This is a genomic window from Modestobacter sp. SYSU DS0904 (assembly GCF_054051115.1).
Window position 1 is genome coordinate 43,242 of record NZ_JBJHAQ010000018.1, and the last position, 24,215, is coordinate 67,456.

General features: G+C 74.1%; 23 protein-coding genes. 12 read left to right on the forward strand and 11 right to left on the reverse strand.

The window, feature by feature from the left end:
• Nucleotides 1–16: 16 nt before the first annotated feature.
• Nucleotides 17–631: a DUF3043 domain-containing protein gene (locus ACI79U_RS13060; RefSeq protein WP_457068720.1), complete on the reverse strand. Its 615-nt coding sequence runs from the start codon at nucleotides 629–631 to the stop codon at nucleotides 17–19.
• A gap of 216 nt (nucleotides 632–847) precedes the next feature.
• On the opposite strand from ACI79U_RS13060, the gene ACI79U_RS13065 reads away from it, so the two are divergent.
• Nucleotides 848–1,204, forward strand: coding sequence for a HesB/IscA family protein (locus ACI79U_RS13065; protein WP_457068718.1), 357 nt, complete (start codon nucleotides 848–850; stop codon nucleotides 1,202–1,204).
• Between the two features lie 332 nt (nucleotides 1,205–1,536).
• Here ACI79U_RS13065 and asnB read toward each other — a convergent pair whose 3' ends face one another.
• The 3 genes from asnB to ACI79U_RS13080 are packed head-to-tail and all read right to left on the reverse strand — an operon-like array spanning nucleotide 1,537 to nucleotide 4,252.
• The gene (gene asnB, locus ACI79U_RS13070; protein ID WP_457068716.1) at nucleotides 1,537–3,471 is read right to left on the reverse strand and encodes an asparagine synthase (glutamine-hydrolyzing); all 1,935 of its coding nucleotides are present in this window, start codon (nucleotides 3,469–3,471) and stop codon (nucleotides 1,537–1,539) included.
• 51 nt (nucleotides 3,472–3,522) lie between these two features.
• Nucleotides 3,523–3,897 (reverse strand): DUF3817 domain-containing protein, encoded by a 375-nt coding sequence (locus ACI79U_RS13075; protein ID WP_457068714.1) that lies wholly within the window; start codon nucleotides 3,895–3,897, stop codon nucleotides 3,523–3,525.
• Nucleotides 3,887–4,252: a metalloprotease gene (locus ACI79U_RS13080; protein WP_457068712.1), complete on the reverse strand. Its 366-nt coding sequence runs from the start codon at nucleotides 4,250–4,252 to the stop codon at nucleotides 3,887–3,889. The genes ACI79U_RS13075 and ACI79U_RS13080 overlap by 11 nt, the downstream gene beginning before the upstream one ends.
• Before the next feature lie 264 nt (nucleotides 4,253–4,516).
• On the opposite strand from ACI79U_RS13080, the gene ctaC reads away from it, so the two are divergent.
• Together ctaC and ACI79U_RS13090 are read left to right on the forward strand one after the other, a co-directional pair.
• Nucleotides 4,517–5,320, forward strand: a complete 804-nt coding sequence (gene ctaC, locus ACI79U_RS13085) for an aa3-type cytochrome oxidase subunit II (RefSeq protein ID WP_457068710.1) — start codon at nucleotides 4,517–4,519, stop codon at nucleotides 5,318–5,320.
• Between the two features lie 33 nt (nucleotides 5,321–5,353).
• Nucleotides 5,354–5,755, forward strand: a complete 402-nt coding sequence (locus tag ACI79U_RS13090; RefSeq protein WP_457068708.1) for a cytochrome c oxidase subunit 4 — start codon at nucleotides 5,354–5,356, stop codon at nucleotides 5,753–5,755.
• Between the two features lie 764 nt (nucleotides 5,756–6,519).
• Here the strand turns inward: ACI79U_RS13090 and qcrB are convergent.
• The 4 genes from qcrB to ctaE are packed head-to-tail and all read right to left on the reverse strand — an operon-like array spanning nucleotide 6,520 to nucleotide 10,829.
• Nucleotides 6,520–8,202, reverse strand: coding sequence for a cytochrome bc1 complex cytochrome b subunit (qcrB, locus tag ACI79U_RS13095; RefSeq protein WP_457068706.1), 1,683 nt, complete (start codon nucleotides 8,200–8,202; stop codon nucleotides 6,520–6,522).
• Nucleotides 8,202–9,320, reverse strand: a complete 1,119-nt coding sequence (qcrA, locus tag ACI79U_RS13100) for a cytochrome bc1 complex Rieske iron-sulfur subunit (protein ID WP_457068704.1) — start codon at nucleotides 9,318–9,320, stop codon at nucleotides 8,202–8,204. The genes qcrB and qcrA overlap by 1 nt, the downstream gene beginning before the upstream one ends.
• Nucleotides 9,317–10,207 (reverse strand): cytochrome bc1 complex diheme cytochrome c subunit, encoded by an 891-nt coding sequence (gene qcrC, locus ACI79U_RS13105; protein ID WP_457068702.1) that lies wholly within the window; start codon nucleotides 10,205–10,207, stop codon nucleotides 9,317–9,319. The genes qcrA and qcrC overlap by 4 nt, the downstream gene beginning before the upstream one ends.
• 7 nt (nucleotides 10,208–10,214) lie before the next feature.
• Nucleotides 10,215–10,829 carry an aa3-type cytochrome oxidase subunit III gene (ctaE, locus tag ACI79U_RS13110; RefSeq protein WP_457068700.1) on the reverse strand — a complete coding sequence of 205 codons (615 nt, stop codon included), beginning with the start codon at nucleotides 10,827–10,829 and terminating at the stop codon, nucleotides 10,215–10,217.
• 123 nt (nucleotides 10,830–10,952) lie between these two features.
• Here ctaE and ACI79U_RS13115 point away from each other — a divergent pair, with 123 nt between their 5' ends.
• On the forward strand, nucleotides 10,953–11,375 hold the full coding sequence (locus ACI79U_RS13115) for a hypothetical protein (RefSeq protein ID WP_457068698.1): 423 nt from the start codon (nucleotides 10,953–10,955) through the stop codon (nucleotides 11,373–11,375).
• A 5-nt stretch (nucleotides 11,376–11,380) separates the two neighbouring features.
• On the forward strand, nucleotides 11,381–12,433 hold the full coding sequence (gene trpD, locus ACI79U_RS13120; protein ID WP_457068696.1) for an anthranilate phosphoribosyltransferase: 1,053 nt from the start codon (nucleotides 11,381–11,383) through the stop codon (nucleotides 12,431–12,433).
• A gap of 66 nt (nucleotides 12,434–12,499) precedes the next feature.
• On the opposite strand, the gene ACI79U_RS13125 is transcribed toward trpD, so the two are convergent.
• The gene (locus ACI79U_RS13125) at nucleotides 12,500–12,787 is read right to left on the reverse strand and encodes an Lrp/AsnC family transcriptional regulator (RefSeq protein ID WP_457068694.1); all 288 of its coding nucleotides are present in this window, start codon (nucleotides 12,785–12,787) and stop codon (nucleotides 12,500–12,502) included.
• Nucleotides 12,784–14,712: a DEDD exonuclease domain-containing protein gene (locus ACI79U_RS13130; protein WP_457068692.1), complete on the reverse strand. Its 1,929-nt coding sequence runs from the start codon at nucleotides 14,710–14,712 to the stop codon at nucleotides 12,784–12,786. The genes ACI79U_RS13125 and ACI79U_RS13130 overlap by 4 nt, the downstream gene beginning before the upstream one ends.
• A gap of 734 nt (nucleotides 14,713–15,446) precedes the next feature.
• Between ACI79U_RS13130 and ACI79U_RS13135 the strand changes: the two genes are divergently transcribed.
• The 3 genes from ACI79U_RS13135 (at nucleotide 15,447) to ACI79U_RS13145 (ending at nucleotide 19,050) form a co-directional block, all read left to right on the forward strand.
• On the forward strand, nucleotides 15,447–16,544 hold the full coding sequence (locus tag ACI79U_RS13135; RefSeq protein ID WP_457068690.1) for a C40 family peptidase: 1,098 nt from the start codon (nucleotides 15,447–15,449) through the stop codon (nucleotides 16,542–16,544).
• A gap of 101 nt (nucleotides 16,545–16,645) precedes the next feature.
• Entirely contained in the window at nucleotides 16,646–17,932 is a 1,287-nt protein-coding gene (locus tag ACI79U_RS13140) for a M48 family metallopeptidase (protein ID WP_457068688.1), read from the forward strand.
• Nucleotides 17,929–19,050, forward strand: coding sequence for a glycosyltransferase family 4 protein (locus ACI79U_RS13145; RefSeq protein ID WP_457068686.1), 1,122 nt, complete (start codon nucleotides 17,929–17,931; stop codon nucleotides 19,048–19,050). The genes ACI79U_RS13140 and ACI79U_RS13145 overlap by 4 nt, the downstream gene beginning before the upstream one ends.
• Nucleotides 19,051–19,062: 12 nt before the next feature.
• On the opposite strand, the gene ACI79U_RS13150 is transcribed toward ACI79U_RS13145, so the two are convergent.
• A complete protein-coding gene (locus ACI79U_RS13150; RefSeq protein ID WP_457068684.1) occupies nucleotides 19,063–20,856 on the reverse strand; it encodes an AMP-dependent synthetase/ligase in 1,794 nt (597 codons plus the stop codon).
• Nucleotides 20,857–21,035: 179 nt separating this feature from the next.
• Between ACI79U_RS13150 and ACI79U_RS13155 the strand changes: the two genes are divergently transcribed.
• The 4 genes from ACI79U_RS13155 to ACI79U_RS13170 are packed head-to-tail and all read left to right on the forward strand — an operon-like array spanning nucleotide 21,036 to nucleotide 24,154.
• On the forward strand, nucleotides 21,036–21,467 hold the full coding sequence (locus ACI79U_RS13155; protein WP_457068682.1) for an SRPBCC family protein: 432 nt from the start codon (nucleotides 21,036–21,038) through the stop codon (nucleotides 21,465–21,467).
• Nucleotide 21,468: 1 nt separating this feature from the next.
• Nucleotides 21,469–22,692, forward strand: coding sequence for an ArsA family ATPase (locus ACI79U_RS13160; protein WP_457068680.1), 1,224 nt, complete (start codon nucleotides 21,469–21,471; stop codon nucleotides 22,690–22,692).
• Complete coding sequence (locus ACI79U_RS13165) at nucleotides 22,689–23,129, forward strand: hypothetical protein (protein ID WP_457068678.1); 441 nt, start codon at nucleotides 22,689–22,691, stop codon at nucleotides 23,127–23,129. The genes ACI79U_RS13160 and ACI79U_RS13165 overlap by 4 nt, the downstream gene beginning before the upstream one ends.
• Complete coding sequence (locus tag ACI79U_RS13170) at nucleotides 23,126–24,154, forward strand: ROK family protein (protein WP_457068676.1); 1,029 nt, start codon at nucleotides 23,126–23,128, stop codon at nucleotides 24,152–24,154. Before ACI79U_RS13165 ends, ACI79U_RS13170 begins: the two co-directional genes overlap by 4 nt.
• The last annotated feature ends 61 nt before the right edge of the window (nucleotides 24,155–24,215 follow it).

Here is a 24,215-nt window from a genome sequence, read left to right on the forward strand (position 1 = left end):
GGCGCGGGGTGCGCCCTCAGACCTCGGCGCCCTGCGGCACCTGGGGCTTCGGGAAGCGCCAGCGGCGGATCATGGTCGCGCGGCTGACGCCGTACCAGATCAGACCGCGCATCCGCTCGGTGTGGTTCGGGAACCGCTCCTCGACGACCTTCTTGATCCGGCGTCCCAGGAACACCGAGTCGACGATGATGACGAGGAAGAAGGCGAACCAGACGAACACCGTGTAGCTCTGCACCGCCGGGTTCGGGACGAAGTACCCGACCAGCACGAGCGCGGCCACGACCAGGAAGAAGCTGCCGGCGTTGCGCCGGGCGTCGACGATGTCGCGGACGAGCCGGCGGACGGGGCCGCGGTCGCGGGCCGGGAGGGCGCTGTCATCGCCCCGCAGGGCCGCCTGGCGGGTGCTGCCGCGGTTGGCGGCCTGCTGCTCCCGCATCCGGCGGTAGGCCTCCTTGCGGTTGGTCGGCGGCGGGGGCACCGGCCCGGGCCGCCGCCCCTGGGCCTCGTTGCGCCTCGGCGTCGGCCGGCCCTTGCCCACCGCCGTGCTGCCGGCCAGCTGGGGGGTCTGGTCGGACTGGGCGTCCGGGATCGACGCGGAGTCGGCGCGGCGGCCGGGCAGGCGGAGCTTCACGGCAGGTGAGTCTACGTGGCCGGGTGCCGGCAGGAGGGCGATCGAGCGGCGCCGAGCCGCACACCGGCCCGGTCGGGGGATCCCGTTGACGGCCGGACCGCCGTACAGTGGGAATGACCCGCCCCCGGCGGTGTTGATCCCGATGGACGACAGCCCGTCGAGCCGGCACCGGCGCGGCCGGGCAGCGACACCCTCGAGCGTGGGAGGACCACACAGATGACCGTGCAGGACACGCAGGCCCCCGACGCCACCGGCGTCTTGCTCAGCGACGCGGCCGCCCTCAAGGTGAAGACGCTGCTGGACCAGGAAGGCCGTGACGACCTGCGGCTGCGCATCGCAGTGCAGCCCGGCGGTTGCTCGGGCCTCCGCTACCAGCTGTTCTTCGACGAGCGCTTCCTCGACGGCGACCAGACCTTCGAGTTCGGTGGCGTCGAGGTCATCGTCGACCGGATGAGCACCCCCTACCTCGGCGGCGCGACGATCGACTTCGTCGACACCATCGAGAAGCAGGGCTTCACGATCGACAACCCGAACGCCGGCGGCTCCTGCGCGTGCGGCGACTCGTTCTCCTGATCGCCGGCTGAGCCAGCCCGACGGGGCCCGGCACCCCCCAGGGGGTGCCGGGCCTCGTCGCGTCCGGGATCAGTTCACCGGGCCGGACGGGACGGGGACCGGCTGACCGCTCGAGGGGGGCGGGACGGCCGAGGGCGGGGCGAGCGTCCCGGGACCCGTGTCGCCCGGTGGCACCGTCGCCGTGTACCGGGGGGAGATCGGTGGCGGGGTCCGCGCGCTGGGGGCGGCGGACGTCGGGCGGGGCGCGGGGGGATCGTCCTGCGCCCCGGAACAGCCGGTGAGGACGACGGCGGCCAGGACCCCGGCCGCCGCAGCACCCGCCCGGCGGCCGGTCACAGCCGGACCGGGTAGACCGGCTCGGGGATCTGCGGGGTGATCCGCTCCTCGACGAAGATGCCGTGCCAGATCATGAAGACCAGCACCTCCCAGACCTGCCGCGCGATCCGCTTGCTGGGCGTCTCCGCCTGGCGCAGCCGGTCGAGGAGGACGAGCACGTGGTCGCGGTCGAGCCACTCGTCGGTCTGGCTCTCGGTGACGACGCCCCGCGCCCACTCGTGCAGCGGGCCGGCGAGGAACTCAGCCGTCGGGACGGGGAAACCGAGCTTGCGCCGGTTCATGATCCGCGGCGGCACGATCTGCGCCATCGCCTGGCGCAGCGCGTACTTGGTCGCGTCGCCGCGCGCCGGGACCCGCATCTCAAGGGGGAGGGTGCTGGCCAGGGCGAAGACCTCGGGGTCCAGGAACGGCACGCGCAGCTCGAGTGAGTTGGCCATGGTCATCTTGTCGGCCTTGACCAGGATGTCCCCGCGCAGCCAGGTGAACAGGTCGACGTACTGCATGGCGGTCACGTCGTCGTAGCCCGCTGCCCGGGTGCGCCGGTAGAGCTCCTCGGTGACCTGCACGTGCGAGAGGTCGGGGTCGCGGCCGGGGAGCAGTTCGGCGAGTTCGGCGGCGTTGAGGTTGCGGGCGTTGCCGTAGTACCGCTCCTCGAGCGGGATGGACGCGCGGCGCAGCAGGTCCTGGCCGCGCACCCCCTCGGGGACCAGCCGGGACAGCGACCCGAGCGCCCGGCGGCCGGCCGCCGGCAGCTTGTCGGCCCAGGCCAGGCTGAGCGGCTCGCGGTAGATCGTGTAACCGCCGAACAGCTCGTCGGCGCCCTCGCCGGACAGCACCACCTTGACGTGCTTGCGGGCCTCGCGGGCCACGAAGTACAGCGGCACGAGCGCCGGGTCGGCGACCGGGTCGTCGAGGTACCAGACGACCGTGGGGATGGCGTCGGCGAAGTCCTGGGCGGTCACCTCGACCGGCACGTGCTTCACGCCCAGGATCGCGGCGGACTCCGCGGCGATCTCCACCTCCGACGTCGCCTCGCGCTGGAAGCCGACGGTGAAGGTGACCAGGTCGGGGTTGTACTTGTGGGCCAGGGCGGCGACCGCGGTGGAGTCGATCCCGCTGGACAGGAACGAGCCCACGGTGACGTCGGCGCGCATGTGCTTGGCGACCGAGTCGTCGAGCACCTCGGCGATCCGGTCGAACAGCGCCTGCTCGGTGCCGGGGGCGACCGGCGTCGGGCGGAACGACGGGTGGAACCAGCGTGCGGTGTGCAGCTCGCCGTCGACGACGGTGAAGCTGGTGCCGCTCTCGATCCGCCGGATGCCGCGGTGCAGGGTCGCGGGCTCGGGGACGTACTGCAGCGTCAGGTAGTGCTGCAGCGACGCCGGGTCGACGCCGCCCGCGCCGGTCGAGCCGCCGAGCAGCTCCAGCAGCGCCTTCTTCTCCGAGCTGAAGACCAGCCCGCCGTCGGCCAGCCGAGCGGTGAACAGCGGTTTGATGCCGAAGGCGTCCCGGGCGCCGAACGCCGTCCCGGTCTCGGTGTCCCAGATCACGAAGGCGAACATGCCGCGCAGCTTCGGGACGACCGCCTCGCCCCACAGGTGGTACCCGGCGACGATCGCCTCGGTGTCGCCCTCGGTGGCGAAGCTGGCGCCGGCGGCCTTCAGCTCCTCGCGGAGCTCCAGGTAGTTGTAGATCTCCCCGTTGAACACGATCCGGTACCGGCCCTCGGCGTAGGGCATCGGCTGCGGGCTGCCCTCGATGTCGATGAAGGCCAGCCGGTTGAAGCCGAGCACCGCGTGCGGGTCGGCCCAGACCTCCCGGTCGTCGGGACCCCGGTGGCGCAGGCAGCGCAGCGCGTGCCGCACCTGCTCGACGGTGCCCTCCCCGACCCGGTCGGCGTCGGTGGACAGGTAGGCCAGCAGGCCGCACATGCGGGGGTCTCCAAGGTGGTGGGGGACGGCGGAGGGCAGGACGCCCCGTGGTCAGACGCGCTGGCCGGCGCGGGTCTTGCGCGTGGCGATCCGTTCCGCGAGGAAGGACAGGATCGGCACGGTGCCTGCCAGGAGCACGAGCACCGTGCCCTTGACCGACCAGCGGGCGCGCAGCGCCAGGTCGCAGGCGGTCACGAAGAAGATCGCGTAGAGCCAGCCGTGCGCAGTGCCGATGACGGCGACCGGACCGTCGACCCCCGCGAGGTGCTTCAGCGGGACGGCGACCAGGACCAGGGCGATCAGCAGGACGCCGACGACCCAGGCCATCACCCGGTAGCGGACCAGGGCGGCAGGGACGTCCTGGCCGACCCGACGGGCGAGTGCGTGCGGCAGTCGCGACGCGGTCGCCGTGCGGTCAGCGGCCACTGCTGCTCCCGGGCCTGAGCGCCTTCTCGTTGAGCTCGGCGAGGTAGGCGTTGTAGGCGGCCAGCTCCGGATCGCCCGTGGTGTCGATCCGTGGCCGCTGGTAGAGCACCAGGGAGGAGCCGGGCTCGTCGTCGTCCGGGTCGCGGTCCAGCTCGTCCTTGGCCATCTTGAGGTAGAAGCCCAGGCCCATGAACCCGTAGAGCGGCCACTGCAACGCGTAGCTCCAGTTGACGGCGCCGCCACCGGCCTCGGCCTTGGTCAGCTGCCAGTAGCCGAGGAAGAACGTCATCACGAAGAGCGCGACGACGACCAGGTGCATCAGGAGCCACCCGGGGCTGAGCAGGCGTCGGTACACGCCCGCGACTGTAACCGCCGGACCTCGGCGACCGGCGCCGTCCGCACCGGTCGCGGGGCCCGGTGTGCCCGGGCCTCCGCCACGGAGCGCTCCGGCCACCCGGCGACCCGCCGGGGGAGTCCGCCCGCCCCGGGCACCCCAGGCGGGGTCGGATAGTCTCCGGGAGACTGTGGTGGGGGTGAGCGGCACCTGTCGATGGGTGCGGTGGACCTCCACCGGGAAGACCTCGTGGCGCCGCCACGGGGGAGATGAGGAGGGTGCTCGGTGGACCGCAGCTTCTGGAGCTGGGGATGGCCTGCGGGCATCACCGACGAGGCCGAGCAGATGCACGCGCTCTGGATCGGCTCGACGATCGCCGCGCTCGTGGTGGGCGTCGCCGTCTGGGTGCTCATCGCCTACGCCGCGATCCGGTACCGGAAGCGCGGCGACGAGCTGCCGAAGCAGACGGCCTACAACCTGCCGCTCGAGGTGGTCTACACGATCATCCCGTTCGTGATCGTCTCCGTGCTGTTCTTCTTCACGGTGAACACGCAGAACCGGGTGATGGAGCGCAGTGACGACCCCGACGTGACGGTCGGGGTGAACGCCTTCAAGTGGAACTGGCAGTTCGTCTACCCGGAGACCACCGACGAGAACGGCGGCGAGCCGGTGTCGACGGTCGGGAGCACCGACGAGATCCCGATCCTCGTCGTCCCGGTCGACCAGACGATCCGGTTCGAGCTGGCCTCGGCCGACGTCATCCACTCGTTCTGGATCCCGGAGTTCCTCTTCAAGCTGGACATCATCCCGGGCAACGAGAACGGCCGCGACAACGTCTTCGAGGTGACCGTCCGCGAGGAGGGCGCCTACGTCGGCCGCTGCGCCGAGCTGTGCGGCACGTACCACGCATTCATGAACTTCGAGCTGCGTTCGGTGAGCGGCGACGAGTTCGACGACTACATCAGTGCGCGTGAGGCCGGCCTGTCGACCCATGACGCGCTGGAGAGCATCGGCGAGCCCGGGCTGGCCACCTCCACGAGCCCGTTCGCGGGCGCCCGCGAGCAGGCATCTGCTTCCGCCGATGACTGACCCGACCACCCCGCAGCACCAGGAGGACCGGCCGTGAAGGTCGAAGCGCTCATCTTCAACTTGATCACGGTCTTCTGCATCGTCGCGGCGGTCGTCTACGGCGTCTGGGCCCGAGAGCCCATCGGCACGACGGCGCTGGCGCTCTCCGGTGGCCTGACCGCACTCATCGGTGGGTTCTTCTGGTTCGTCAGCCGGCGCATCGATGCCCGGCCGGAAGACCGCAAGGACGCCGAGATCGCCGACGGCGCCGGTGAGCTCGGCTTCTTCAGCCCGGCCAGCTACTGGCCCTTCGGCCTGGGGCTCTCCGCCGCGCTGATGGGCCTGGCGCTGGCCTTCTGGTTCCCCTGGCTCGTCCTCATCGCCGGCGTCGCGCTGCTGATCACGGTCGGTGGGCTGCTCTTCGAGTACTACGTCGGGCAGAACGCGCACAGCTGAGCCCCGCACCACCTCGTCCACCGGGGCCCCTCCCACGCCGGGAGGGGCCCCGGTGGCGTCTGTGCCGATGCCCACCCCGTCAGTTCCGCGGCCTCCATCCGACCGTGGGCCCCGCTGGCCGCTCCGGCACCGGACGTGCACCCGAGTACCCCAGGTCCGCGGTGGGGGCGGTGCTCGGCCGGCTACCTGGGAGCCGGCGGAGCGACTCGGATCGAGACGGTCCGGTCAGCGCGGTTCGACGCCGGGGTGCCTCTCCGGCACCGATGACGCGCGCTGGGAGGTGGCGGCTGGACGAGCACCTTCCTGCTTGCCATGCGCCCGTCGGGAGCGGGAGGGTCCGCCGGAACCGGTTCGAGTCCAGCGCGCTGGCTTGTGGCCGCAGCTGCTCGCGTGCGGTGCGCCCACGCGGCCGGGCCGACCGGTCAGCCGGTCAGCCCTGGGGCCACGGTGGTCACCCTCCGGTGCATGGCGGCATCGGCGCCTCGGCGGCCCGGCGCGGCGGCGGAGCCGCGAAGGCCGCGAAGGTGATCTCACTGCGCCGACGCCGAGCTGGTGCGAGCCGTCGGAGGACGCACCATCGACGGTGCCGCTCCTGCCCGCGGCGGCTGTCCACCAGTCCGAAGCACCGCCAGCGACTCGTCGCCACGAGGGACGCACGGGGGGCAACTCCAGGCCCCGGTGCGGCGCCTGGGCCGCACCGCCGCAATGCAGCAGGGCCCCCGGCGGAGATCCGCCGGGGGCCCTGCTGGTGTGGTGCGGGTCGATCAGTCGCGCGGGTCCTGCGGACGGCCACCCTCGGCCGGGCGGCCGCCCTCGGCCGGGCGACCCGAGCCGGTCAGCTCACGGTTGGCCTGCTCGGCCTCCAGGCCACGCGACTCGCGCTCGGCCGCCGCCTGCACCGCGGCCGGCTCCTCGATCGGGGTGAAGAAGCCCCGGATGGCCCGGCGGGCGCCGCCCACCTGGTTCATCTTCTTCGGCACGGAGGCACCGCCGTAGGCGAGCACCCCGTGGCCGTGCTCGTCGACCGGGCCCAGCGGCTGGTGCACCTCGATGAACTCGCCGTTGGGCAGCCGCCGGATCACGCCGGTCTCGATGCCGTGCTCGAGCACCTCGCGGTCGTGCCGCTCGAGGCCCAGGCAGATCCGGTAGGTGAGCCAGTACACCGCCGGCGGGATCACCAGCATGCCGATGCGGCCGAACCAGGTCATCGCGTTCAGGCTGATGTCGAACTTGTCGGCGATGACGTCGTTGCCACCGGAGATCCACAGCACCACGTAGAACGAGATGGCCATGGCGCCCAGCGACGTCCGCACCGGCACGTCCCGCGGACGCTGGAGCAGGTGGTGGCTGGCCGTGTCGCCGGTCAGCTTGCGCTCGATGACCGGGTAGAGCGCCAGCACGCCGAACATGAGGCCGGGGATCACCGCAGTGGCCCAGAACAGCGCCGGGACGTGGTAACCCCAGAGCACGAGCTCCCACGGCGGGAAGAGTCGTGCGGCACCGTCGAGGAACCCGATGTACCAGTCCGGCTGCGAGCCGGCGGACACCTGAGCCGGGTTGTACGGACCCAGCAACCAGATCGGGTTGATCTGCACCAGACCACCGAGCAGGGCGCACACCCCGAAGACGATGAAGAGCAGGGCGGTCGCCTTCACCGCGAACGCCGGGAAGAGCCGGTTGCCGACCACGTTGTGCTCGGTCCGCCCCGCACCGGGGAACTGCGTGTGCTTCTGCTTGACCAGGATGAGCAGGTGCAGCGCGATCAGCGCCAGCAGGATCGCCGGCACGATGAGCACGTGCAGGATGTAGAGCCGGCCGATGATCAGCTCGCCGGGGAAGTCGCCACCGAAGACCGCGAAGAACAGCCAGGTGCCGATCACCGGGATCGAGATGATGACCGCCGAGGCGATCCGCAGGCCCGTGCCGGAGAGCAGGTCGTCGGGGAGCGAGTAGCCGGCGAAGCCCTCGACGAGGGCCAGCACCAGCAGCGCGACCCCGATGAACCAGTTCGTCTCCCGCGGCCGGCGGAACGCGCCGGTGAAGAAGATCCGGAACAGGTGGACGACGATCGCCGCCACGAACAGCAGGGCCGACCAGTGGTGGATCTGCCGGACGACCAGGCCGCCGCGGACGTCGAAGGAGATGTTCAGCGTCGACTCGTAGGCCCTCGACACCTCGATGCCCCGCATCGGAGCGTACGAGCCGTCGTAGACGACCTCGGTCAGGGACGGGTCGTAGAAGAACGTCAGGTACGTGCCCGACAGCAGCAGGATGATGAACGCGTAGAGCGCGATCTCACCGAGCAGGAAGGACCAGTGGTCCGGGAACACCTTGTTCAGGGTGCGGCGGACCGGCCCGGCCACGATGAGCCGGTCGTCGACCTCGAGTGCCGCCTTCCCGATCCGCGTGGTCGGTCCAGCCGGAGTCGGCGTGGTGGTGGTGGCCATCAGAGCCTCCCAATGTTCCAGAACGAGGGGCCGACCGGCTCCGGGAAGTCCGCTCGTGCGACGAAGTAACCCTCATCATCCACGGCGATCGGCAACTGGGGGAGCGCGCGGGTGGCTGGGCCGAACACCGGCTTGGCGCCCTCGGTCACCTGGAACATCGACTGGTGGCACGGACACAGGATCCGGCCGGTCTCCTGCTCGTAGAGCGAGACGGGGCAGCCGGCGTGCGTGCAGATCTTCGAGTAGGCGACGTAGTCCCCGTAGCCGAAGTCCGCCTGGTCCTCCGGGAGGACCAGTTCCTGCATCTGCTCCGGACGGAGCCGGATGAGCATGACCGAGGCCGACGCGTCGGCATGGAAGTTGCCGCCCGGGACGGCGGGGAACACCGTCTCCAGGGAGCCGACCTGCTGGTCGGCCGGGCGGATCGGGGTGCCGTCGTCGCGCAGCAGCCGGACGCCGTCGGCCCACGGGGTCGTGCCCAGCGGGTTGCCGGTGTTCGGGTTGCGGATCAGCCCACCGAGGGGCGCCAGGATCATGGCGCCCGCGCCTGCGCCCATCAGGCCGATGGTGGTCAGCAGGAGCTTGCGGCGGGGCAGGCCGGACTTGTCCAGCCCGCTGAGCAGGGAGGCCGAGGTGGTGACCCGGTCGAAGTGCGAACCGTCGTGCTTGTCCTGGACCGCGGTCTCGTGCGGCAGCAGCTTCCGGACGTACAGCACCAGACCGATGCCGATCGCGGTCAGCGAGATGCCCATGGTCACGCCGAGCATGGGCGTGAACAGCGCGCTCCAGTCGCTGCCGCCGACCTGCCACTCCCAGTCGGGCAGGAACCACCCGGAGCCGGCGTAGATGACCAGGAACGCCAGCGCGGCGAGGGCGGCGAGGGCGAACCAGGCGGTGACCTGCCGGGTGGCCCGCTTCTCCAGCGGGGAGCCGGGCTCAGGAGCGGGGTCGACGTGCAGGATCTCGACGCCGTCGTAGCGGGCGCCGAGCCGGTCCAGCTCGGTGCGGTCCAGCGCGGCCAGCCGCTCCGGGGTGTACTCGTCGTCCGGCCCGCCGTGGGTCGGACCAGACGTGTTGTCGCCGCCGGCAGAGCCGGGGCCGCTGTGGGTGGTGCTCACGCCTTCGTCCCCATCCAGAAGATCCCGAACAGCAGGGCGCCGATGCCGGCGACCCAGATGACCAGGCCCTCGGCCACCGGGCCGACCCGGCCGACGCCGGCGCCACCGGGGTCGGCCTGGGCCTGCACGGTCTGCACGTAGTTGATGATCGACCGCTTCTCCTCCGGGGTGAGCTGGTTGTCACCGAAGACGGGCATGTTGCCCGGGCCGGAGAGCATCGCGGAGTAGATCGTGAGGTCGTTGGCCTCGGTCAAGGAGGGGGCGCGCTTCCCGGAGGAGAGCGCCCCGCCCTGGCCGGTGAAGTTGTGGCACTGGGCGCAGTTGAGCCGGAAGAGCTCACCACCGGCGGCGAGGTCGCCCGAGCGGAGGTCGCCCGAGGGCAGGGTCGGACCGCCGCCGTTGGCCTGGATGTAGGCCATCAGCTGGTCGATCTCCTCCTCGGAGAAGACCGGCGGGCGCTCGGGGGCCTGGGCCTCCTGGCGCACGAGGGGCATGCGGCCGGTGTGCACCTGGAAGTAGACGGAGGCCTCGCCGACGCCGATGAGCGAGGGACCGCGGTCCTCGACACCCTCCAGGTTGGACCCGTGGCAGGTGATGCAGCTGCGGACGTACAGGTCGCGGCCGGCCTCGACGGCGTTCGACGGGTTGCCGGTCGACTCGTCAGCGGCGCTGGCGCCGGGGGCGAGGGCCGAGTAGCTGGCACCGGCGAGCACCAGGGCGGCCAGCAGGCCGGCGACGTTGGCCAGCCGGCGACGCTGCTTGGACCGCCGCCGCGACCGGGCGGCCGCAGCCGGGCCGCCGGCCGCTGGACGCCGGCCGAACCGGGCGCGCAGTCCGCGGCGGCCGCTCTCGACGGGGGCCTCGGACGAGGGGTTCGTGGTGGTCACCGGTTCCCTAGCGGATCAGGTAGATCGTGGCGAAGAGCCCGACCCACACGACGTCGACGAAGTGCCAGTAGTAGGAGACCACGATCGCCGAGGTCGCCTGGGCTGGCGTGAAACGGCCCATGGTGGACCGGATGAGCACGTAGACGAAGGCCACCAGGCCACCGATGACGTGCAGGGCGTGGAAGCCGGTGGTCAGGTAGAAGACCGAGCCGTAGCTCGACGAGGCGATCGTCGTGCCGTGGTCGACGACCAGCACCCGGTACTCGTTCATCTGGGCGAGGACGAAGACCGCGCCCATGAGGAAGGTGATGGCGAACCAGCGGCGCAGCCCGTAGACGTTCCCGCGCTCGGCGGCGAAGACACCGAGTTGGCAGGTGACCGAGGAGGCCACCAGGATCACGGTGAAGAACGTCGCGTAGGGCAGGTTCAGCTCGGTCGGCTCCGGGGGCCAGCCGTCTGTCGCCCGGGCGCGCGCGGTGAAGTACATGGCGAACAGGCCGGCGAAGAACATCAGCTCACTGGCGAGCCAGACGATCGTGCCGACGCTGACCATGTTCGGTCGGGTCAGGGAGTGCACCCGCGAGGTGTCGAAGGTGCTGCTCGCCACGGGGGCCGTTGTCACGGGCTCATCATGGCATCGGGATGCCCTCCCCACGACGCGGGGTGGCCACGCGTGGCGTGTCTCCCGGTGGCCGCGCGGGTGCGCCCCTCCGGCGTGCGGGTGGGAGCCACTAGGCTGCCGCGGGTGAGCGTCGACGCCGCACCGGCCACCGTGCTGGTCTTCAGCCAGCGGGCCGAGGTCCGCGCCGCCGTCCGTACCGCGCTGGGCGCCTTCCCGGCCCCGGACGTCGGTCCCCTCCGCTACGTGGAGTGCGCCACCGGCGACGAGGTCGTCGCGGCGGTCGACGCCGGCGGCGTCGACCTGTGCGTGCTGGACGGCGAGGCCCAGCCCACCGGTGGGATGGGGATCAGCCGGCAGCTGCGAGCCGAGGTGGCCGACTGCCCGGCGATGGTCGTCCTCATCGCCCGCCAGGCCGACCGGTGGCTGGCGCACTGGTCGCAGGCCGACGCCACGCTGGCCTTCCCGGTCGACCCGCTGGTCGCCCCGGAGACGGTGGCCGGGCTGCTGCGCGACCGGGCCGCCTCGCGGCCCGCCGCACGGCGCTGAGCGGCGTGGCGGGCGCCGCCCCGACCTGGCCGGCGCTGCTCGGCCGGCTGGCCCGGCGGGAGGACCTCGCGACCGAGGACACCCGGTGGGCGATGCGCCAGGTGATGACCGGCGAGGCCACGCCCGCTCAGATCGCCGGGCTGGTCATGGGGCTCCGGGTCAAGGGGGAGACGCCGGCCGAGGTGCTGGGCCTGGCCGCGACCATGCTCGACCAGGCGACGCCGGTGGTGCTCGACCGGGACTGCGTCGACATCGTGGGCACCGGCGGCGACGGCGCGCAGACGGTCAACATCTCCACGATGGCCGCGATCGTCACCGCCGCGGCAGGGGTGCCGGTGGCCAAGCACGGCAACCGGGCGGCGTCGTCGAAGTCCGGTACCGCCGACGTGCTCGAGGCGCTCGGGGTGGTCATCGACCTGCCCGCCGATGCCGTCGCGGAGTGCGTCCGCCGGGCGGGGATCGGCTTCTTCTTCGCCCCGGTCTTCCACCCGGGGATGCGGCACGCCGCGGTGCCGCGTCGGGAGCTGGGCATCGGCACGGTGTTCAACTTCCTCGGCCCGTTGACCAACCCGGCCCGGCCGGTGGCCGGGGCGATCGGGTGTGCCGACCTGCGGATGGCCCCGGTCCTCGCGCAGGTGCTCGCCGACCGCGGCACCCGGGCACTGGTGTTCCGGGGCGACGACGGCCTCGACGAGCTCACGACCACGACGACGTCGTCGGTGTGGGTGGTGCGCGACGGCGAGGTGGTCGCCGAGCGGCTCGACCCGACGGTGTTCGGCATCCCGGTGGCCGAACCGGGTGCCTTGCGGGGCGGCGGGCCGGAAGAGAACGCCGAGGCGGTCCGCCGGCTCGTGGCCGGTGACCGTGGCCCGGTGCGGGATGCGGTGCTGCTCAACGCCGCGGGAGCGGTGGCGGCGTTCGACGAGCGCGGCGCGCGGCTGCACGACGTGCTCGGCGCGGCGCTGGAGCGGGTGGCCGCGGCGGTCGACGACGGCCGGGCCGCGGCCAAGCTCCAGGAGTGGGTGCAGGTCAGCCAGGACCTTCGCGACCACTCCTGAGCGACACCCGGTCACCCCCGGCCCCTCCGCGAGCCTGCGAGTGGTGGGGGGCGGAGGGGTCCTTCGTCAGTCGGCGGACTCGAAGCCGATCGAGAAGGCTGCCTCGAGGTCGTGCCGCGAGTAGGCGCGGAAGGCGATGTGCGTGGCGGTGTCGACGACGCCGGGCACCTTGTTGATCCGCCCGGCGATCACCTGGGCGATCTCGTCGAACTCGTGGACGCGGATGATCGCGACCAGGTCGACGTCGCCGGCGACGGAGTAGACCTCGCTGACCCCGGGCAGGTCGGCGACCGCCTCGGCGACCTCGGCGATGGAGTCGGTGGCGGCATCGATCATCACGATGGCGGTGATCACGCCCGGGATGCTAGCCGGGTGGCGGCCCGGCCGCGCCGTGTCTCCGGTCGGCCGGGGGTGACCCGGTCGGGTTGGCTGCGGGTGCGCAGCGGCCGACCGTCGCCGAAGGGGTCGCGTTCGGCGCGGCCGGCCTCCACCTGCGCCAGGAAGGCCCGGTAGGCGCCGGTGCCCGGGGTGCGGCTGGCCAGCGTGCCGTCGACCTCGACCAGCCGGGTGCCCGGCTTCTCCATCCAGCGCAGCACGAGCTCTGTCTCGTCGACGGTGGCGGCGAGCTCGCCGTCGGGGCCGGTGGGGGTCTCGGCCGTGGCCCGCAGCCCGGCCAGGCACTCGCGCACCGAGCGACCGCGCTCGGCGACCCCCGCGGCGACCAGCCGGCCGCGGCGCACCACCGACAGCTGCCAGCCGCCGGCGCCGTCGGGGCGGGCCAGCACCATCTCCGGCACGGTGGCCAGCGACTCCAGTCGCTGACGGCGCTGCACCGCGCGCACCAGCACCGCCACCCGGTCGCGCAGCAGCGCGGCGTCCTCGTACCGGCCCTCGGCCGCCAGCCGCTCGACCCGGGTGAGCAGCGGGGCCACCAGCTCGCGGGGGTCGGAGTCGACGGCGGCGGTGAACACGGCCGCGATCGAGGCGTACTCCGCCCGGCTCTGCGCGCCGGTGCAGGGGGCGCCGCACCGGCCCATGCCGGCCAGCACGCAGGCGGTGCCGGTACCGGCCAGCGCCAGCCGGGGGGTGCACTGGCGCAGCGGCAGCGACTCGTGCACCGCGGCGACCGCGGCGTCGGCCGCCCGGCGGTCGGGGAAGGGACCGAGGAACGACCCGGCCCCCGGGCGGACCCGGCGCACCACCGACAGCCGCGGGAAGGGCTCGTCGGTGAGCCGGACCCAGAGGGCGCGTTCCGGGAAGCGGGACCGGCGGTTGTACCGCGGCTTGTGCTCGGCGATCAGCCGCAGCTCCCGCACGGCGGCCTCCAGGTCGTGCGCGCACGGCAGCGCGTCGACCCGCTCGGCCAGCCGGATCATCTCCGTCATCCGGCTGCGCTGCTCGCCGGCGGAGAAGTAGCTGCGCACCCGGCTGCGCAGGTCGGTGGAGGTGCCCACGTACAACGCCTCGTCACGCGGGCCGCGGAAGACGTAGACGCCCGGTCCGGAGGGGACGTGCTCGGCCAGGTGCCGCTTGCGGCGGCGTTCGGGGTCGACCTGGCGGGTCAGGCCGGAGAGCTCCTCCAGGGTGGTGATCCCCAGCGGGCCGAGCCGCTCGAACAGACCGTGCAGGACGTCGACGGTCGCCCGCGCGTCGGCCAGCGCCCGGTGGCAGGGCTCGGTGGAGGTGGCGAAGTAGGGGGCGAGGGTGGCCAGCTTGCAGTTGGGCACCTCGTCGCGGGTCAGCAGCCGGCGGGCGAGGACGGCGGTGTCGACCGAGGCGGCCGCGGGCCAGGCGATGCCGGACTCCTCGCAGGCCGCCCGCAGGAAGCCGAGGTCGAACGGGGCGTTGTGGGCCACCAGCACGGCGCCGCGGGCGAACTCCAGGAAGGCCGGCAGCACGGCGTCGATGCGGGGCGCGGCCGTCACCATCATCGTGGTGATGCCGGTCAGCACGCTGATGTAGGGCGGGATCTCCCGGCCCGGGTCGACCAGCGTCTGGAACTCCCCGAGCACCTCGCCGCCGCGCACCTTGACCGCGCCGATCTCGGTGATCGCGCTGTCCTTCGGGGAGCCGCCGGTGGTCTCGAGGTCGACCACCACGAACGTCACCGCCGACAGCACGGTGCCCACCTCGTCGATCGTCGCCTGCTCGTAGCGCGGGCCGGCGGGGAGCGCAGCTGACGGGGGCGTCGACGGGAGGGCGGTGGAGGCCCAGCCGGGCGGGCGGGCGCCCGGCCCACCGGAGGGCGGGACGGGGGGCAGCGCGGGAGCAGGTGGCACGTCGCGGACGGTAGGTCGGGGGTCCGACAGTCCGGGGGAGGGCACGCCGGTGCGGACCCGGGTGGGCGGCTCCGCGGCGGGCGGCCGGCCGGAACTGTCGGTGGCCGCTCCTAGGTTCGGCGCCGTCGGGACGGAGGGCCGTCGCGACCGAGAGAGAGGGGGAGCCGCCGTGCTCATCGACTGCGACACCTGCACCGTCCGCGGTCAGGGCTGCGCCGACTGCGTCGTCACCGTGCTCCTGGGCGCTCCGCCGGGTTGGCAGGGGAGCGACCCGTGCGTCGTGCCGCTCGTGCCACGCTCCGCCGACCCGGCCGGTCCGGCCGAGGTCCCGGCGCACGGTGCGGCACCCGGGCGCGCTGGGGCCGGGGGTGACGCGGCGCCCGTCGACGCGACGGGAGGCGACGTCCGGCCGGTGGTGGAACTGGACGACGTCGAGCGTCGGGCGGTCCGGGCCTTGGCAGAGTTCGGCCTGGTTCCGCCGTTGCGTCATCAGGATGCGTCCGGCCACGGCGACCGCCACGTGAGCTGACAAATCGCACGGCTGTGATTCGTCAGGTCCCGCCCGAGGTTTCGGCTTCACGGGTCTGGGTCTCGATCCGGTCACGGACCTAGGTTCGTCACGTCCGGTAGGGAGGTCGTCACTGATCAGGGTGGCCCCGGCCGGAGACCGCCGAACCCAGCCGGCTCTGCCGGCTGGACGGGGCGGTGCGACGGAGAACGGAGCCCCGCCTCGCATGGCGAGCCCCCAGCCCTGCCCCCGGATCACCCCGGTCCGCGCTGCCGCCCCCTTCTCGGGCTCCCGGAGTGCCCGGCTGCCCGGCCGGCTCGGGGTCGGGCTCATCCTCGGGCTCACCGCCAGCGTGACGCTCGCCCTCCTCCCGGGCAGCGCGGCCGCGGCCCCCGGGGACCCGGTCGCCCCGGCCGGGACGGCGGACGAGGCCACCCGCCTGGTCTCCGACGCGACGCACGAGCTCGAGGTCGTCACCGAGCAGTTCAACGACGCGCAGGAGGAGCTCGCCCAGCAGCGGGCCGTGGCCGACGCCGCCGGCCAGGCGCTGGCCGCCGCCCAGGTGCAGCTGGCGGCCCTCGACGAGCAGATGCGTCGGGTGGCGCGCAGCGCCTTCACCGGGGAGAACCTGTCCCGGTTCAACGCCCTGATGACCAGCGGCTCGGCCGACGAGTTCCTCTCCCAGGTCACCACCCTGGACGCCATCGCCGGGCACACCACCGATGTCCTCGCCCAGGTCAACGCGGCCGCCCAGGCGGCGGAGCAGGCCAGGGCGGCCGCCGAGGCCGCCGCGGGTGAGGCCGCCGCCGGCCTGGCCGACGTCACCGCCCGGCAGGCCGACCTGCAGGGTCGGATCACCGAGTACCAGGCCCAGTACGAGTCCCTCAGCGAGGTCCAGCAGCAGGCGGTGGTGGAAGAGCACGCCGGTCCGACGCTGGCGCCGCCCGCTCCCGACGAGGTCGTCGCCTCCTCGGACGGGGTGCAGGCCGCCGTCGACACCGCGCTGGCCCAGATCGGCGACCCCTACGTCTGGGGTGCCGGCGGCCCGAGCGCCTTCGACTGCTCGGGCCTGACGCAGTACGCCTACGCCGCGGCCGGCATCCGCCTGCCGCACTCCAGCCGGGTGCAGGCCACCATGGGCACCGCGGTGAGCCGGGCCGAGCTGCAGCCCGGTGACCTGGTCTTCTTCTACAGCCCGGTCAGCCACGTGGGCATGTACGTGGGCAACGGGAAGATGGTGCACGCGCCGACGTTCGGCAGCCCGGTCGTCGTCACCGGGGTCGACATGGCCGGGTACGTGGGGGCGCGCCGGCTCTTGGGCTGAGCCGGTCCGGGGTGGGTGGGGCGCACAGGACACCGTCCTAAGCTCGACCGCGTGCCCGTCCCGACCGTCCCGAACCGGCCCGCGTGAGCACGGTGGCGCCGGTGGACCGGCGCTCCCGGCGGCTGGCGCTCGGCACCGCGGCGGTCCTGGGGGCGGCGCTGGTCGTGGTGATCGCGGTCGCCACCCCCTGGGAGGTGCTCGCCGCACCCCCGGGTGGCCGCACCCCGATCGACCCGGCCGCGGCCTTCACCGCCGAGCAGGTCGCCCGGGCCGAGGCCTTCGCCAGGGCGCTGCGGCCGGCGTCGCTGGCCTCCATGCTGCTGAGCCTGGCCGCCTCGGCGGTCTTCGGCCTGACCCGCGCCGGCGCGGCCACCGCCCGACGGCTGGCCCGCCCGCTCGGGGGTGGCTGGGGCTGGCAGGTGCTCCTGGGCACGTTCGCCATCCTGCTCGTCGGCCGGCTGGTGACCCTGCCGTTGTCGGCCTACGCCGAGGTGGTGCGGCATCGCTACGGCCTCTCCACCCGGGGCTGGGGGCTGTGGGCCCGGGACGTCGCCGTCTCCACCGGGATCAGCGCGGGGCTCACCGCGCTCGGCCTGCTCGCCCTGGTGGCGCTGGCCCGCCGCGCGCCGCGGACCTGGTGGGCCTGGGCGGGCGCGGGGGCGGCCGCCCTCGTCGTCGTCGGCTCGTTCCTCTACCCGCTCGTCATCGAGCCGGCGTTCAACCGGTTCGAGCCCCTCGAGGACAGCCAGCTGCGCACCGAGCTGTTCGAGCTCGCCGAGCGCAACGGCACCCCGGTGGAGGACGTGCTGGTCGCCGACGCGAGCCGGCGCACCAACGCGCTCAACGCCTACGTCTCCGGCTTCGGCTCGACCCGCCGTGTGGTCATCTACGACACGCTGCTCGACCGGCTCTCCGACGAGGAGATCACCTCGATCGTGGCCCACGAGCTCGGTCACGTGGCCACCGACGACGTCCTCACCGGCACGCTCATCGGCGCGCTGGGCGCCGGCGCCGGGGTCTCGCTGCTCGGCTGGCTGGTGAGCTCCCCGTCGTTGCTGCGCCGGGCCGGGGCGCGGGGACCGGGGGACGGCGCGGTCGTCGGCCTGCTGCTGTTCCTGGTCGCGGCCGGCACGCTCGTCTCCACCCCGGTGCAGAACCTGGTCTCCCGGCAGATCGAGGCCCGCGCCGACCGGCACGCCCTGGACCTCACCGAGGACCCAGGGGGGTTCATCGACATGCAGCGCCGGCTGGGGGAGGCCAACCTCAGCGACCCCGAACCGCCGGCCGCCTGGCACTGGTTCTACGGCTCGCACCCCACGGTCCTGCAGCGGATCGCCTTCGCCGAGGACTGGGCGCTGCTGCACGGCATCCCGGTGGCGCCCCGGTGAGCCGCACCCTGGTCGTCACCAACGACTTCCCGCCCCGGCAGGGCGGCATCCAGACGTTCGTGGCGGCGCTGCTGGCGACCCGGCCGCCGGAGTCGCTGGTCGTGCTGGCCTCCGACCACCCGGGCGCCGCCGCCCACGACGCGCAGCTGCCCTACCCGGTGGTCCGGGCCGCCACCGGGATGCTGCTGCCCACCCCGGCCGCCACCCGCACCGCTGCGCGCCTGGCGCGGGAGCACGACTGCGACACGGTCTTCTTCGGGGCGGCGGCGCCGCTGGGCCTGATGGCCCCGGCGCTGCGCCGCTCCGGGGTGCGCCGGTTGGTCGGGGCCACCCACGGCCACGAGACCGGCTGGGTCGCCCTGCCCGCCGCGCGGCAGCTGATGCAGCGGATCGCCGCGGGGCTGGACGAGCTGACCTACATCAGCGCGTACACCCGTGAGCGGCTCGCCCCGGCGCTCGGCAGCCGGACGGTGCTCAGCCAGCTGTCCCCGGGGGTCGACGTCGGTCTGTTCACCCCCGACGCCGACGGCTCGGCCGTCCGCGAGCGGTACGGGCTGGGCGACGCACCGGTGGTCGTGTGCGTCTCCCGGCTGGTGCCGCGGAAGGGGCAGGACGTGCTGGTGGCGGGCTGGGCGCAGGTGCTCGCCCGGCACCCCGGGGCACGGCTGCTGCTGGTCGGGGGCGGGCCGGCGGAGCTGCGGCTGCGCCGGGCGGTCACGGCCCGCGGGCTGGGCGGGTCGGTGGTGCTCACCGGTGGCGTGCCGGCCGACGAGCTGCCCGCCCACTACGCCGCCGGCGACGTCTTCGCCATGCCCTGCCGCACCCGCCGCGGCGGGCTGGACGTCGAGGGGCTGGGGATGGTCTTCCTCGAGGCGGCCGCCTGCGGCCGGCCGGTCGTCGCCGGCACCTCGGGCGGCGCCCCGGAGACGGTCCGCGAGGGCGAGACCGGACACGTCGTCGACCCGCGCTCGCCCACCGCCGTCGCCCGGGTGCTCGCCGACCTGCTCGACGACCCGGCCCGGGCCCGCGCGATGGGGGCCGCGGGCCGGGCCTGGGTCGAGCAGCGCTGGTCCTGGCAGACCATCACCGGCACCTTCGACCGGCTGCTGGCGGGCTGACGTGCCGGGCGGCTACTTCTGGTAGATCGCCTCGACCTCGTCGCCGAACTCCTTCATCACCACGGCGCGCTTGAGCTTCAGGCTCGGGGTGAGGGTGCCGTTGGCCTCGGTGAAGTCCTCGGCGAGCACCCGGTACTTCTTGATCGCCTCGGCCTGCGACACCGCCTTGTTGGCGTCGGCGACCGCGGTGTCGAGTTCGGCCAGCAGGTCGGCGTCGTCGCGCAGCTGGGCGACGGTGAGCGACTCGTCCTTCCCACGGCTCTTCAGCCAGGTCGGCAGCGCCTCGGCGTCCAGGGTGACCAGCGCGGCGATGAACGGCCGCTGGTCGCCGACGACGATGCACTGGCTGACCAGCTTGTGCGCCCGCAGCCGGTCCTCCAGCACCGCCGGGGCGACGTTCTTGCCGCCGGCGGTCACCAGGATCTCCTTCTTCCGGCCGGTGATCCGGAGGAACCCCTGCTCGTCGAGCTCGCCGAGGTCGCCGGTGTGGAACCAGCCGTCGGCGTCGATCGCCTCGCGGGTGGCCTGCTCGTTGCGCCAGTAGCCGCGCATCACGATGCCCCCGCGGAGCAGCACCTCGCCGTCCTCGGCGATGGCCGCGTCGACCCCGGGCAGCGGCCGGCCCACGGTGCCGATCCGGATGGCGGCGTCGTGGTTGACCGCGGCGGCCGCCGTGGTCTCGGTGAGGCCGTAGCCCTCGTAGATCGTCACGCCCAGGCCGCGGAAGAAGTGGCCCAGCCGCTCACCGAGCGGGGCGCCGCCGGAGACGGCGCCGGCGCAGCGACCGCCGAGGGCGGCCCGCAGCTTGCCGTAGACGAGCCGGTCGAACAGCGCGTGCTGCAGCCGCAGCGCCAGGCCGGGGCCGCCGGTGTCCTGCGCGCGGGACCAGTCGACGGCGACCTGCGCGGCCCGGTCGAAGATCTTGCCCTTGCCGTCGCCCTCGGCCTTGGCCTTCGCGCCGTTGTAGACCTTCTCGAACACCCGGGGGACGGCGAGCACGAAGGTCGGCTGGAAGCGGCCCAGGTCGCCCACCAGGTCGACGATGTCGGGGGTGTGCCCGACGACCGTGCGGGCGTCGATGGCGCCCACCTGCAGCACCCGGGCCAGCACGTGGGCCAGCGGGATGAACAGCAGCATCGAGCCGTCGGGGTTGATGAAGCGGTCCAGCAGGGTGATCCCGTTGCGCACCTCGAACAGGAAGTTGCCGTGGGTCAGCTCGCAGCCCTTGGGTCGCCCGGTGGTGCCGCTGGTGTAGATCAGCGTGGCCAGGCTGTCCGCGCCGAGGGTCTGCCGGCGGGCCGCCAGCTCGTCGTCCGGGACGTCCGCCCCGGCGGTGGTCAGCTGGTCGAGCGCGCCGTCGTCGATGACCCACACCGGGCCGAGGTCCGGCGCGTCGCTGCGCACCGACTCGACGTCGGCGGCGTGCCGCCGGCTCTCCACGAAGATCCCCCGGGCGCCGGAGTCGGTGAGGATCCAGGAGATCTGGTCGGGGCTGGACGTCTCGTACACGGGGACGACGACGGCGCCCGCGGTCCAGATCGCGTAGTCCAGGACGGTCCACTCGTACCGGGTGCGGGCCAGCAGGCCCACCCGGTCGCCCGGGTTGATCCCGGCGGCCACCATGCCCTTGGCGACACCGGCGACCTCGTCGGCGAACTGGGCCCAGGTGACGTCCTGCCACTCGCCGTCGACCTGCCGGCGCAGCCCCACGTCGTGCGGGTGCTCGGCCGCGTTGCGGGTGACCATGTCCGACAGGGCGTCATCGGGCCCCACGGTGGCGGTGGGGGGAACGCTCAGCTCGCGCACGCCGGTCCTCTCTGCCCCGCCCGGGCGGGGGGCGCCGTCGCCTCCCGGACCCGGACGCTGGGTCGGTGGACCAATCTAGTCCGGTCAACCGCCCTGCAGCAGTGCGACGAGCCCCGGATCGGCGGAGCCGGGCCGGTCACGACCCCGGGGCGTTCCGGGTGGCGACTACCCTCCGGCGCATGGCCGACCAGTCCACCCAGTCGATCGTCGTCGACGCGCCCGCGGCCCAGGTGATGGCCGTGATCGCCGACTTCCCGTCGTACCCGCAGTGGGTGGCCGCGGCGAAGACCGTCGAGGTGCTCGAACCCGGGCCCGACGGCCGCGCCCGCCGGGTGCACTTCGTCATCGACGCGGGGCCGGTCAGCGACGACTACGAGCTGGCCTACACCTGGGACGACGACCGCTCCGTGCACTGGACCCTGGTGCACGGCCAGATGCAGAAGCAGCAGGACGGCTCCTACACCCTGGTCGAGAGCGGCGGCCGGACGACGGTGACGTACTCGATCACCATCGACCTGTCGATCCCGATGCTCGGGCTGATCAAGCGCCGGGCGGAGAAGGTCATCCTGGACACCGCGCTCAAGGAGCTCAAGAAGCGCGTCGAGGGCTGAGGTGCAGATCCTCCTCGTCACCGGGCCCGGTGGGGCCGGCAGCTCCACCGTCGCCGCGGCCACCGCGCTCCAGCTGACCGCGACCGGCACCCGCTGCCTGCTGCTGACCGACCGCGCACCGCACCCCGCCGGGCTCTCCGACGCCGTGGCCGTGGAGGTGGTCGCGGCCCAGCCGGCGGTGCAGCAGGTGTGGGCCCGGCACGTCGACCAGCTGGCCGGCCTCCTCCCGATGCACGCGCTCCCGCCGGCGACGTCGGTCGTCCCGGTGCCGGGGGTGGACCGGTTCGCGCTGCTCACGGCGCTCGCCGGGCACGCCGCCGCGGACCGGTTCGACGTCGTGGTCGTCGACGCGGGGCCGACCCCCGCCGCGCTCTCCCTGCTGGCCCTGCCCGGCGCGCTGCGCTGGTGGCTCGGTCAGCTGGCACCGACCCGGCTGCGGGTGCTCGCCGGCCTGCGCGCCGCGGCCGCGCCGGGGCGGCCGAACGGCCTGGCCGGGCTCCTGTCGAGCGCCGAGGGGCTGGAGCAGCTGGTCGACCGGGTGCCGCTGGGCGACCCGGCGCGCACCGCGGTGCACCTGGTGCTGCGGCCGGACACCACCGCTGCCGACGAGCTGCGGTCCACCGCCACCGCCCTCGGGGTGCTCGGGCAGCAGGTCGCGTCGGTGACGGCGGCCCGGCTGCTCCCCACGGTCGCCGGTGACACGGCCGCCGGTGACACGGTCGCCGGTGACACGGTCGCCGGTGACACGGTCGCCGGCGGCTGGTGGGCCGAGCGCACCGCCGCGCAGGCCGACGCGGTGCGCCGGCTGACCGAGCTGACCGGGGGTGTCCGGGAGGTCGCGGAGGCCGCCGTCGGGCCGCGGACCCCGGCCGAGCTGGCCGCCCTGGACGCCGCCGTCCCGGCGCCGGCCGCGCCCGCCCGGCCGCAGCCCGGGGTGCCGCGCACCAGCCGCTCGGCGGCGGGGGAGTGGCTGCTGGAGCTGAGGCTGCCCTTCGCCCGGCGGGGAGAGGTCGAGCTCACCCGGTGGGCGGACGACCTGGTCGTGACCGCGGCCGGTGTGCGACGGTCGTTCCCGCTGGACCCGCTGCTGCGCCGGTGCATCGTCTCCGGTGGGGCGCTGGACGACTCCGGCACCCCGCGGGCCACCCTCGCGGTCCGCTTCACCCCCGACCCCGCGCAGTGGCCCGCCGGCCTGCTCCCGACCGATCCCGAGGAGACACCGTGACCGCCCCGGGGCAGGACTGGATCGACCACGCCCGGCGCCTGGTCACCGGCCTGGCGGCCGAGCACCCCGCGGCCGGCGACCTGGCCGGGGCCCTCGGCGGGCTGCTCGGTGGCGCGCCGACCGGCACGGCCGACCGCGGCCACGCGACGGCCGACGCCGACTGCCGCTGGTGCCCGCTGTGCACCGGCCTGGCCGCCGTGCGCGGGCGCCGGCCGGACCTGGTCGACGCCGTCGCCGACCTGCTCGTCACCGCGGGCGAGGCGCTGCGCGCCCAGGCCGGTACCGGTGCCCGCGGCACCCCGCGCGGCGACGCCGCTGATCCCGCCACCACCCACGACGACGGCGCCCGGGAACCGGGTGCCCCTCCCGCGACCGAGGAGCCCGTGCCCCACCCGCAGTCCCGCACCGCCCGTGTCCAGCGGATCGACGTCGCGTGAGCGCCCCCGACCGCACCCTGCCCGACGAGCTGCCCGCCGCCGACCTGCCCGCCGCCGACCTGCCCGCGCTGGGCATCGACATCGGCGGCACCAAGGTCGCCGGGGGCGTCGTCGCCGCTGACGGCACCATCCTGGACACCGCCCGCCGGGCCACCCCCGGCGCGTCGGTCGCGGCCACCGAGGACGCGATCGCCGCCGTCGTCGACGAGCTGGCCGAGCGCCACGGCGGGCCGCTGGTCGGCGTCGGCGTCGGCGCCGCCGGCTGGTTCGACCGCACCGGGGACACCGTGCTGTTCAGCCCGCACCTGGCCTGGCGCAACCAGGCGCTGCGCAAGGACCTCGCGGCGCGGCTGCAGCGCCCGCTGTGGGTGGGCAACGACGCCGACGCCGCCGCCTGGGCCGAGTACCGCTACGGGGCGGCCCGCAGCAGCGACCTGGTCGTGATGATCACGCTGGGCACCGGCATCGGCGGTGGGCTGGTCATCGACGGCCGGCTGCAGCGGGGGGCGCACGGGGTGGCCGGCGAGTGGGGGCACATGCGCGTGGTGCCCGACGGCCGGCTGTGCGCCTGCGGCAACCGCGGCTGCTGGGAGCAGTACGCCAGCGGCAACGCCCTGGGGCACACCGCCCGGGAGGTCGCGCAGAACTCACCCGCGGCCGCTGCCGCGCTGATCGACCGGGTCGGCGGCGACCTCGAGCGGATCACCGGGGAGGTCGTCGCGCGGGCCGCGGCCGAGGGCGACCCGCTGGCCGGGGAGCTGCTCGCGGAGGTCGGTTCCTGGCTGGGGCAGGGGATCGCCGACCTGTCCGCCGTCCTGGACCCCGAGGTGGTGGTGATCGGCGGCGGGGTGAGCGTGCTCGGCGAGACGGTGCTCGGGCCGGCCCGGCAGCGGCTGGAGCGGGCGCTGCCGGGGCGCGGGTTCCGCCCCGGCCCGCGCGTGGTCGCCGCCGAGCTGGGGGCGCAGGCCGGGCTGGTCGGCGCCGCCGACCTGGTCCGCCGGGCGGTGTGCGAGGGCGAGGAGTAGCCGCCGAGAGGCGGGTGGGTCGGCCGCGGGGCCCGGAGGGGCCCCGGGCGGGACACGGTCA